Genomic DNA, 10,749 nt, shown 5'->3' on the forward strand with positions numbered 1-10,749 from the left:
CGGGCAGGCCCCCGTCCTTGGGCGCTATGGTACGCCACCCCCGGCGCGCTTGGCGCCACCTTGTCATGCCACCCGCGCCCGCATTCCCACCCGTTGCCGCCGGAGATGTCCATGCAGTCACGCACCGCCGCAAGCCCGCGCGCGATTCCCTTTTTTGCTTGCTCTACGTTGATACTGGCCGGCGCCCTCTGGGCGGCAACGCCGGCGCGCGCCGCGCAGGAGCCCCCATCGGTGCCGGCGAACGTTACGGCGGTTGTCGGTGGGCTGGATCATCCGTGGGCGCTGGCTTTCCTGCCCGATGGCGGTGGCGTGTTGATTACAGAACGGCCCGGCAATCTGCGTTTGTTGCGCACGCCGGGCGGGTTGTCCAAGCCGCTGGCGGGCGTGCCCAAAGTGGCGGTGCGCGGGCAGGGTGGTTTGCTGGATGTGGCGCTGTCGCCAAGCTTCGCAAAAGACCGCTACGTGTACCTGTCGTATGCCGAGTCCGACGGTGATAAAAGCGGCACTGCCGTAGGCCGTGGGCGGCTGTCCGACGATGCGACCGCGCTGGAAGACTTCAAGGTGCTGTTCCGCCAGGCGCCCAAGCTATCGTCGGGCCTGCATTTCGGGTCGCGCCTGGTGTTTGACGGCAAAGGCCACCTGTTCATCTCGCTGGGTGAAAACAACCAGCGCCCCACGGCCCAGGACCTGGACAAGCTGCAAGGCAAGATCGTGCGCCTGAAGCTGGACGGTTCGGTGCCGGACGACAACCCCTTTGTCGGCAAGACCGGTGCACGACCTGAAATCTGGTCATACGGGCATCGCAACCCCCAAGGCATGGCGATGAACCCCTGGACCGGCGAGCTTTGGGAAAACGAACACGGGCCGCGCGGCGGCGATGAAATCAATCTGGTGCAGCCGGGCAAGAACTATGGCTGGCCGCTGGCGACTTACGGCATCAATTATTCGGGCCAGCCCATCCCCGAAGCCAAGGGCGAGACCGCGCCGGGCACCGAGCCGCCGCTGTTCTGGTGGGCCAAGTCGCCCGCCATCAGCGGCATGGCGTTCTACGACGCCGACCGCTTTCCGGCCTGGAAGCATTCCGTCTTTATCGGCGCGCTGGGCAATCAGAATTTGATCCGCCTGACGCTGGACGGCAGCCGCGTCGTGGGCCAGGAATGGTTGCTGGTGGATCGCAAGAGCCGCATACGCGACGTGCGGCAAGGGCCGGACGGGTACGTGTATGTGTTGACGGACGCATCGCCGGGGCAGTTGCTGCGGATAGCGCCAGCGCAATCAGGAGGGTAAGCAATGAAGACGTACGAGTTGATCGGGTCAGCCGGTTGCGGGTCGGCAATTGTTGAAATGGCGCTGGTGCTGGCCAATGTGCCTCACACGCTGACGGACGTGCCCTACTTGAAGCCGGGTCCCGAGCGCGACCGCCTGCTGGCTTTGAACCCGCTGGGGCAGGTGCCCACGCTGATCACGCCCGAAGGCGAGGTCATGACGGAAAGCGCCGCAATGATCCTGCATCTGCACGATGTGGCGCCGCAAGCGGGCCTGGCGCCGGCGGCCGACAAGCCCGAGCGGGCGCACTTCTTGAACCTGCTGTTGCGGCTGGTCGCGGCGGTGTACCCGACGTTTACCTATGGCGACATACCCGCGCAATGGGCGGGCGAGGGCGCGGGGGCCGACCTGCTGCGGGAACGCATCCATACGCGGCGCGCGGAGTTGTGGAAAGAGCTTGAGCAGCAGGCCGGTGCGCCGCACATGCTGGGGCGACGCTTCTCGGCGTTGGACCTGTATGTGACGGTCATGACGCACTGGCGGCCGGGGCAGGCATGGTTTCAGGCTGAATGCCCGGCGCTGACGGCCGTGGCGCGACAGGCCGCGCAGGAGCCCAATGTGGCGCGGGTGCTGCGGCGGCATTTCCCGGCGCCGACCGAATAGCGCGTCGCATCGCTTGGTTGGCGGCGGGGGGGGCGGCAGGCCGCCGATACGCGTGGCCGAACGCGTGGCCGAACGCGGCCCAGAGTCGCGAGGCGGAAGGCCTTTCAGCCCTTGCCGCGCCGCCGGCTCTTGGCGCGGGCTTCCCGCACAGCGATGTACACGCCGCTGCCGGCGATGATCAGCGCGCCCAGATAAGCGTAGGCGTCGGGTGCTTCCCGCCAGAAGATCCAGCCCAGGATCGTGGCCCAGATCAGGCCGGTGTAGTCGAACGGCGCCACCACCGACGCCGGGCCGATCCGGAAACCCTGCGTGATCAAGGCCAGCCCCAATGTGCTGAAAAGTGCGATGCCGCCGAAGTAGGGCAGGTGTTCGGCTGCCGGCGTCTGCCACACCCACGGCAAACCCACCGCGCTACAGATCAATTGCCCCAGCACGATATAGAAGGTGGTCGTCAACATGCCTTCGGCACGGCTGATGCCGCGCGCGGTAATCATCATCACCGCGTACAGCAAGGCCGTGGTCAGCGGATAGAGCGTGGCCGCCTGGAAGGCGTCCGAGCCCGGGCGCACCACGATCAGCACGCCCGCGAAACCCGCCAGCACCGCCAGCCAGCGCTTGCCGTCCACGCGCTCTTTCAGGATCAGCACGGACAGCGCCGTCACGAACAACGGCGCGGCAAACGCGATGGCGGTGGCCTCGGCCAGCGGCAGCGCGCGCAAGCCCAGGTAGAAGCAACAGGCCGACACGACGTTGATCGCGCCGCGCAGCAAATGCAGGCCGGGATGCGCGGTGCGCATGACGCGGCGCCCTCCCAGCCACAGGGCCAGCCCCGTGACAAAGGGCAGCGCGATCAGCGCGCGCAGGAACAGGATCTGAAGCGGGTTGTAGTGAGCGCCCAGCCATTTGGCGTTAGCGTCGCTGAGCGTCAGAAAGAAGATGCCGCCCACCACGCAGGCGATGCCTGCGAAAGCGGAATGTTCCCGGGCGGCGGGCAATACGGTCGAGGAAGACATCGGAAACCTGCAAAGGCGGCGGTTCCTGCCGCCGTTAAGTAAGAAGCGGGGTAAAAGACGGGGGCAAAAAACCGGCGTGGAATGCGAAGCGGAAAGACTTGGCGTTCAGCCCTGGCCGCGATAGGCGGCCAGCGCGACCATGCCCCACGCGGCCAGGAAGGCGGTGCCGCCCAAAGGCGTGACGGCGCCTAACCAATGGATGCCCGTCAGTGACAGCGTGTACAGGCTGCCAGAAAACAGCACGATGCCCACGAACATCACCACCCCGGCGGCGGACAGCAGCGGCGAGCCAAAGCGTGCGCCCAGCAGTGCGATAACGAACAAACCCAGCGCATGGACCAGGTGATACAGCACCCCGGTCTGCCAGACGGACAGCAGCTCGGGCGTCAGCATCCGCTTCAGACCATGCGCGCCAAACGCGCCCGCGCCCACCGCCACCATCAGATTAAGCGCCGCAAGTATCGTCAGCTGCCGGTCCGTCATTGCCCGTCCTTATCGTTGTTCGTGTGTAACGCCGCCTATGATATGCCCAAATACGGTGCATGCCGGCCGGAACAGCGGCGCATTTGGCCCTTGCAGCGCGAATTCCAAATGGGATATTATAAATTCTGTTTGGAACGTCTTTGCCGGGCCATCAGCCCGCGTCTGGTTCTCAACAGACGCCCGCTGTCCGCCCAGCCGTTACCCGGAGCGCATCATGACCCTGCCCATTACCGGAAAATCCGCCGAAAAGCGTGACGCCGCGTCCGCCCGGCCGCCGCGCCGCGCCTTGCCGCGCGCCAAGCAGTTGTTCCAGGAACTGGTGGATAGCCCGCTTAGCGATATCGCGCGCGATGTGCGGCGTGGCTTGCCGGCGCAGATGGTCGACGACGCGGCGGATTTCCTTCAGGTGCCCAAGTCGGAAATCATGGCCATCACCGAGGTCAAGGCGGCGTCGCTGTCGCGATGGACGCGCGAAGGGCAGATGTTGCCGCTGGGTGAATCCGACCGCCTGGCACGCGTGGCCCGGGTGGCGCGCGTGGCGCGACAGGTGCTGGGTAGCGATGAAGAAGCGGTGCAGTGGCTGAACACGCCGGTGCCCGCGCTGGGCAACGTCAAGCCCTTGTCGCTGCTGACGTCGGACGCCAGCAGCCGGATTGTGGAGGACACCCTGGCCCGGGCGGCGGCCGGCGTGTACGCATGAGCGACTTCATTTCGCTGTGGCGTATCGGCACCACGGCAGGAAAATACCGCGCCGACGACCTCCGCGGCGCGGGCGCGGCGGCGGTGGGCGGGCGCTACAACAGCCCCGGCACGGCAGTGGTCTACACGTCGGCCAGCGTGGCGCTGGCAGTGCTGGAAACCGTGGTGCATTTTGCCGCGCGCGCATCCGAACAGGCCAACCGTTATCTGATTGAAGTGGCGGTGCCCCGCGCCGTGCATGACGCGCGTCAGGTGCTGACCGTGGACCAATTGCAGCGCAACTATCCGTTCTGGGAAGCGGTGCCGTTTGCCGAGGCCTCGCAGACGGTGGGTGACAACTGGGTCGCCTCCGGCGTGTCGGCACTGTTGGAATTGCCCAGCGCAATCGTGCCGTATCGCGGCGTGCCCGACTGCAATCTGCTGATCAACCCGGCGCATCCGGATGCCGAGAACATTGTGGTGGTGCGGCGCGAACGGTTCGTTTATGACCCACGCTTGAAAGCCGCATGAATGGTGCCAAGCCGCAAAAAAGGGAGCCCCAAGGCTCCCTTTTTCATAACGCTGCCGCCAGTCAGTCGTTGGTCAACACCGCGCGGCCGACCACCTTGCCGGCCCGCAGGGCGGCCAGCACGCTGTCGGCCTCGGCCAGTGCGTGGCGGTGCACCGGCATCGGCGGTACCTTGCCCGCGCGCACCAGTTCCATCAGCTCTTGCAATTCGGCCAGGTTGCCGACGTAGCTGCCGATGATCGACATGGCCTTCATCGGGATCAGCGCGATGGGCCACGACGATGCCCCGCCGAACAGGCCCACGATGATCAGTTTGCCGCCTTTGGTCAGGAAGTCGAACGCCAATGACGTCGTGGCGGGCGCGCCGACCAAATCGATAGCAGCCTGCACCGGCTTGCCGCCGGCGGCCTTGATGATCTGCTGCGCGGCGTCGGGCGCGGCGCCATCGATGGCGGCCAGCGCGCCGGCGTCCAGGGCCGCCTGGCGCTTGGCCGGGTCGATATCGACCACGATGGCGCCCGCACCGCCCAGGGCCTTGATCAGCGTCAGGCTCATCAAGCCCAGGCCGCCCGCGCCGAAGATCACCACGGGATGCTCGCGGTATACGTCCGCCCCGATCTTCTTCAGTGCGGAATAAGTGGTCAGGCCCGAGCAGGCGTAGGGGGCGATCTGCGCGGGTTCCAGGTCGCCGATGTCGATCAGGTATTTAGGGTGCGGCACCAGGATGTGATCGGCGTAGCCGCCGGCGCGATGCACGCCCAGGCAGGCCGGCGCGCTGCAATGGTTTTCCATGCCCGCCTGGCACGGTGCGCATTTTCCGCAGCCGATCCACGGGTACACCAGGTAATTCTTGTCGGCGGACAGGCCCTGCGCGTCGGGGCCGGCGGCCGCCACGCTGCCCACGGTTTCATGGCCCATGGTCAGCGGCAGCGACACGCCGCGATCTTTCAGCGCCAGGGTGCGCCCCTGGCCCAGGTCGTAGCCGCCTTCCCACAAGTGGATATCGCTGTGGCACACCCCCGCGGCACGCACCTTCAACAGCACCTGTGTGCCTTGCGGGGTAGGCGTGGGCGCGTCCATTTCCTGCAAGGGTTCGCGGAAGTTCACAACGCAATAGCACTTCATGGAAAGGTCTCCTTCGTGGTTTTTTATAGCCAGCAGCCTACACCCGGGCGCGGGGGAACGATATTCACTTTTTTACCAGGGGGCATTCGCTGTCGGCCAGCGACACGAATACCTTGTCGCCCGGCACGGTGGACAAGATGCGATAGAAGTCGCCGGGGTACTTGGATTCGGCGGGCTTTTTCACTTCGACCAGATACAGGTCCATGATGACGCGCCCGTCTTCGGGGCGGATGCGGGCATTTTTGATGAGCTTGGTGGTGATGGGCAGTTCGCGCATCTTCTTGTTGACCGCGGCGCCTTCGAAGGTGCCCGCGGCCTGGGCGGCTTGCAGGTAGTGGGTGGTGGCCACGTAGCTCAGCGCCTGCACGATGGAAGGCGGACGCGTCACGCCCATCTTCTTCTGCCAGCGCTGCGTCCAGGCCCGCGTGTCATCGTCGGCATCCCAGTAAAAGCCCGTGGGAAAGGTCAACCCTTGCGCCACGGGCAGGCCCATCGCCTGCACATCGTTGATGAAGGTCAGGAAGGTCAACAAGCGCTGCTTGCCGCCGGTCAGGCCGAATTCCTGCGCCTGCTTGATCAGGTTGACCAGGTCGCCGCCCGCGCTGGCCAGCCCCACGACGTCCGCCTTCGATGCCTGCGCCTGCACCAGGAACGACGCAAAATCCATCGCGCCCAGGGGGTGACGGGTGCTGCCCAGCACCTTGCCGCCCGCGTCCTGCACAAAGCGGCTGGCGTTGCTTTCCAAAGACTTGCCGAAGACGTAGTCGGTGGTGATGAAGTACCAGGATTTACCGCCGCCCTCGACCACGCTTTTGACTACGGCGTTGGCCAGCGCATAGGTGTCCGGTGCCCATTGCGTGCTGAGGTTGCTGCACTGCTTGCCGCTGAAATCTCCGGCGAACCCGCCGCTGATCAGCGCCGTGCCGCCTTTTTCGCGCGCCACCCCCTGGGCCGCCAGGCCCGCCGAGCTGGCGCCGCCGTCCACCACGGCGACCAGGCCCTGGGTGTCAAACCAGCGCCGTACCAGCGCCGAGGCCACATCGGCCTTGTTCTGGTTATCCGCGCCCACCACCTCGACGGTCTTGCCGGCGACCTTGCCGTTGAAATCCTCGACGGCCATGCGCACGGCCATTTCGGAACCTAGCCCACCCAGGTCCGAGTAAATGCCCGAGCGGTCATTGGACACGCCCAGGCGCACGACATCGGACTGGGCATGGGCCGAGCACACGGCCATTGTGGCGGCCAGGGCCGCCAACAGGGGTTTGATACGCATCTGTCTGTCTCCCCGACCCGATGGCGGGCCGTATGGTTTGAGTTTTTGGTGTTGACGCGGTACCGCTGACGGGCGGCCGGACCTGTGGCCGGCAGAAAAGGAATTCCTATTGGTGAAAGATAATTCCTGTGCAAGAATTTAGGTTCGCCCATATGAAAAGTCAACATAGTGGAATACCTAGCAGATTTGGACTTTTTGCGACGGTAAATCCGCACAGGGGTCACCACCATGGAAGTGAAGCTTGTTGCCCGCACGTTGGACTTGATCGAGCTTTTTGCGCAGGCGCGCCGGCCCATGCCGCTGACGGAATTGGCGCAAGGGCTGGGCGCGCCCATGTCCAGTTGCCTGGCGCTGGTGCGCACGCTGGTGGCGCGCGGCTATCTGTACGAGGTGCGGCGTCGTGGCGGCTATTACCCGACGGCGCGGTTGCAAGCCATGAGCGCGCTGATACAGGCCGGTGATCCCTGGCTGGAACAAGTCCGTCCGCATCTGCTGGCATTGCGCGACGCCGCCAATGAGACGGTCATGCTGGGCAAAATTCAGGACGGCGCCGTGGTGTTCCTGGAAGTGGTGGAATCCACGCAGCCGGTCCATTACGCCGCGCGCCCTGGCGAGCGCCGGCCGCTGCACACCAGCGCGGTGGCGAAGGCGGTGCTGGCACGCCTGCCGCCCGCCGAGCGCGACAGCGTGTTGGCCAGCGCCAGCTACGCCCGTCATACCGATTGCACGTTGACTACGCGCGAAGCCTTGCTGGCGGACATTCTGCAAGTGCAGGCACGCGGTTGGGCGGCAAACGTGGGCGAAAGCGTGGCTGATCTGACAGGCCTTGCCGTGGCGCTGGACCTGGGCGGGGAATGGTATGCGCTGTGCATGGCCGGCCCGACCCCGCGCGTGTGGGAACGGCGGGAGCAGAACCTGGCTTGTCTGACCGACGCGGCCGACGCCATCAGGCAGGCGCGCGCGGGGTAGGGGGCGCTAACTGCGGGGGTGTCAGCAGCGGCGGCGGCAGCAGCGGCGGCGGCAGCAGCGGGCGCCCCGGCAGGGTGGCGTCAGGCGGCGGGCCTTAGCTGCCCCGGCGCATCAACGTCGATTTGCCGAACAGGCTTTCGATCAAGTCCACCGCGACTTCGGCCGTCTTGTTGCGCACGTCCAGCGCGGGGTTCAGTTCCACGACGTCCAACGACCGCATCAGGCCGGTGTCGGCAATCATTTCCATGCACAGCTGCGCTTCACGGTAGGTGGGGCCGCCGGGCACCGTGGTGCCCACGCCGGGCGCGATGTCGGGGTCAAGAAAATCCACATCAAAGCTCACGTGCAGATGGGTGTCGGCATCCAACCCGGCCAGCGCGGTTTCCATGGTGGCGCGCATGCCCATTTCGTCCAGGTAGCGCATGTCGAACACTTCCAGGCCCGCTTCGTGCACCAGCCGCTTTTCGCCTTGGTCCACGCTGCGGATGCCGATCTGGCGCACCCAGCCGGGCTCGATATCGGGCGTTTGGCCGGACATGCCCGTGATCTGGACGGGTCCGTACCCACACAGGCACGCCACCGGCATGCCGTGAATATTGCCCGTGGGCGTCAGCGCATGGGTGTTGAAATCCGCATGCGCGTCCAGCCATAAAACGCGCAGCTTTTTGCCGGACTGACGGCAATGGCGGGCCACGGCGCTGATGGAGCCGATGCCCAGGCAATGATCGCCGCCTAGCAGGATCGGCAGGCGGTTCAGTGTCAGTTCGGCATAGACGGCATCGTGCACCGCCTGGTTCCAGGCCGCCACTTCCTCCAGATGCCGATAGCCGTTTTCCGGAGGCAGCCACGGGTTGGCCGGGCCGTAAAGGTTGCCGCGATCGATCACTTCAAAACCCTGAGCCTCGATCACGGGGCCCAGATTGGCAACCCGCAGGGCTTCGGGGCCCATCGACGCGCCGCGTGCGCCCGCGCCGATGTCGGTGGGAGCGCCGATCAGGGTGATTTGGGCGGGCAAGCTGGCGGGGGTTTGCAAGTGGTGGACTCCGGTGGGGTTCATCATGGGCGGATAGTAACGCGCACCTTGGCCGGCTGCTGCACAATAGCGCCTGCGCCGTCACGTCGATACCGACCATGCCGGCCGTTTTTTCCTGACTTCTGGATGGCTCTCATGTTTTTGCACTCCTTGTTTTCAACGTTGACGCGCGGCGCCACCGTGGCGGCCTTGTCCGTGGTGCTGTGCGCCACCGCCGCCGCCCAGGAAAAGCCTTTGCGCATCGGCGTGATCCCCAGTGTGGCCAACGAAGCCACTGAAATTGCCATTGCGCAGGCCAAGAAAGAAGGCCTGGACGTGAAGCTGGTGGAATTCAATGATTGGGTGCTGCCCAACATTGCCGTGGCCGACGGCTCGGTGGATGCAAACTTCTTTCAGCACGAGCCGTTCCTGCAACTGTTCAACCAGCGCCGGGGCGCCAACCTGACGCCGATTGCCTATGGCTATTCGACCACCATCGGCCTGTTCTCGAAGAAGCTGAAAAAGGGCGACACGGTGCCCGACGGCGCGACCATTGCCGTGCCCAACGACCCCGTCAATACCGGCCGCGCCTTGTTGCTGCTGGAATCGATCGGGCTGATCAAGCTGACCCCCGGCGTGGCGCATCAGGCCACGTTGCAAGACGTGGTGGCCAACCCCAAGCGCTTGAAGTTCGTGCAGATCGAGGGCTCGCAGTCAGCCCGCACCTTTGATGACGTGACGGCGTCGGTTACGTACACCACGTTTGCCAAGCAGGCCGGGCTGAACGAAAAGGACGGGCTGGCGTTCGACAACACCGATCCGGCCAGCATCCGCCGTTACGCCATACGCTGGGTGACCACGCCCGACAAGGCGCAGGACCCGCGCCTGTTGAAGTTCATTTCGATCTACCAGAACTCGCCCGAGGTCAAAACCACCCTGAAGCGCTTGTACGGCGACCTGATCAGCTTCCCCTGGTAAGGCAATTTGCGTGGCGGGTTGCGCCTACGCCGTGGCCTCGCGCCGACCTGCGCGCCGCCCGTTCAAGCGCCAGTGCAAACCCAGCGCGGCCACGCCCACGGCGGCCGCTGCGCACAGGCCCAGCGCTTCAAAGCCCATATGCGTGTACAGCGTGCCGGCCACCGCCGTCCCCACGCTGGCGCCCAGGTAGGTGGTGCAGGTGTTCAAGCCCAGCACGGCGCCGCGTTCGTCGGGCCGTGCACGGGACAACAGCAACACCAGCAGGTTCAGGCTGATCTGCGACGCCGCACCCCACAGCACGGCAAGCGCCAACACCGCCGCCAGCGCATGGGCGGCAGGCAGCAGCACCAGATAGACCACGGCGATGGTGGCAAGGGCCAGCGGCAAAGCGCGGCGCGGTCCCAGCCTTTCGATCAGCGGCGCGCCCGCGAACCCCGCCAGCATGAAGCCCGCGCCATAGGCAAACGCGATGAAGCCGACCTGACCCGCCGACAGCGCCAGCAACGCACGGACATGGTCGGCCAGAAACGCGTACACGCCATAGAACGCCGACGAGAACGCCAGGCAGGCCAGCAACAGCACGGGCACATCGCGATAGGACAGCGGCGCCAGCAGCCGCGACAAGCGCAGCGGCGGGGCGTTCTGCGCGCGGCGCTCGGGTAGCTTGCGCAAGCCAAGCAGCGCAATCGTGGCGCACAGCGCCAAGGTGCCATAGGTGGCGCGCCAGCCGACGGCATCCGAGATCAGCGCGGACAAGGGC

At 65.7% G+C, this 10,749-nt stretch carries 12 protein-coding genes; 6 read left to right on the forward strand and 6 right to left on the reverse strand.

Annotation, left to right across the window (positions count from 1 at the left end; all coding sequences use genetic code 11):
* Positions 1-111: 111 nt before the first annotated feature.
* A complete protein-coding gene (locus ACNPP0_RS21715) occupies positions 112-1,287 on the forward strand; it encodes a PQQ-dependent sugar dehydrogenase (RefSeq protein WP_332608090.1) in 1,176 nt (391 codons plus the stop codon).
* A 3-nt stretch (positions 1,288-1,290) separates the two neighbouring features.
* Positions 1,291-1,929, forward strand: coding sequence for a glutathione S-transferase family protein (locus tag ACNPP0_RS21720; protein ID WP_332608091.1), 639 nt, complete (start codon positions 1,291-1,293; stop codon positions 1,927-1,929).
* A gap of 104 nt (positions 1,930-2,033) precedes the next feature.
* Here ACNPP0_RS21720 and ACNPP0_RS21725 read toward each other — a convergent pair whose 3' ends face one another.
* Together ACNPP0_RS21725 and ACNPP0_RS21730 are read right to left on the reverse strand one after the other, a co-directional pair.
* Entirely contained in the window at positions 2,034-2,942 is a 909-nt protein-coding gene (locus tag ACNPP0_RS21725) for a DMT family transporter (protein WP_448706966.1), read from the reverse strand.
* Between the two features lie 105 nt (positions 2,943-3,047).
* Positions 3,048-3,425: a DUF423 domain-containing protein gene (locus ACNPP0_RS21730; protein ID WP_332608093.1), complete on the reverse strand. Its 378-nt coding sequence runs from the start codon at positions 3,423-3,425 to the stop codon at positions 3,048-3,050.
* Positions 3,426-3,639: 214 nt separating this feature from the next.
* Here ACNPP0_RS21730 and parS point away from each other — a divergent pair, with 214 nt between their 5' ends.
* Together parS and ACNPP0_RS21740 are read left to right on the forward strand one after the other, a co-directional pair.
* Positions 3,640-4,125: a type II RES/Xre toxin-antitoxin system antitoxin gene (gene parS, locus ACNPP0_RS21735; RefSeq protein WP_448706967.1), complete on the forward strand. Its 486-nt coding sequence runs from the start codon at positions 3,640-3,642 to the stop codon at positions 4,123-4,125.
* Positions 4,122-4,634, forward strand: coding sequence for an RES family NAD+ phosphorylase (locus ACNPP0_RS21740; protein WP_448706968.1), 513 nt, complete (start codon positions 4,122-4,124; stop codon positions 4,632-4,634). The genes parS and ACNPP0_RS21740 overlap by 4 nt, the downstream gene beginning before the upstream one ends.
* A 61-nt stretch (positions 4,635-4,695) precedes the next feature.
* Here the strand turns inward: ACNPP0_RS21740 and ACNPP0_RS21745 are convergent, their stop codons facing one another.
* Entirely contained in the window at positions 4,696-5,757 is a 1,062-nt protein-coding gene (locus ACNPP0_RS21745) for an alcohol dehydrogenase (protein WP_448706969.1), read from the reverse strand.
* 64 nt (positions 5,758-5,821) lie between these two features.
* On the reverse strand, positions 5,822-7,030 hold the full coding sequence (locus tag ACNPP0_RS21750; protein WP_448706970.1) for an ABC transporter substrate-binding protein: 1,209 nt from the start codon (positions 7,028-7,030) through the stop codon (positions 5,822-5,824).
* 228 nt (positions 7,031-7,258) lie between these two features.
* Between ACNPP0_RS21750 and ACNPP0_RS21755 the strand changes: the two genes are divergently transcribed.
* A complete protein-coding gene (locus ACNPP0_RS21755; protein WP_448706971.1) occupies positions 7,259-7,999 on the forward strand; it encodes an IclR family transcriptional regulator in 741 nt (246 codons plus the stop codon).
* 94 nt (positions 8,000-8,093) lie between these two features.
* Here ACNPP0_RS21755 and rocF read toward each other — a convergent pair whose 3' ends face one another.
* Complete coding sequence (gene rocF, locus ACNPP0_RS21760) at positions 8,094-9,059, reverse strand: arginase (RefSeq protein WP_448706972.1); 966 nt, start codon at positions 9,057-9,059, stop codon at positions 8,094-8,096.
* Positions 9,060-9,167: 108 nt separating this feature from the next.
* Between rocF and ACNPP0_RS21765 the strand changes: the two genes are divergently transcribed.
* Positions 9,168-9,989: a MetQ/NlpA family ABC transporter substrate-binding protein gene (locus tag ACNPP0_RS21765; protein WP_332608100.1), complete on the forward strand. Its 822-nt coding sequence runs from the start codon at positions 9,168-9,170 to the stop codon at positions 9,987-9,989.
* Between the two features lie 24 nt (positions 9,990-10,013).
* On the opposite strand, the gene ACNPP0_RS21770 is transcribed toward ACNPP0_RS21765, so the two are convergent.
* A partial coding sequence (locus ACNPP0_RS21770; RefSeq protein ID WP_448706973.1) for an MFS transporter occupies positions 10,014-10,749 on the reverse strand: 736 nt, incomplete at its 5' end.

It is taken from the genome of Achromobacter semiaridum, assembly GCF_053543755.1.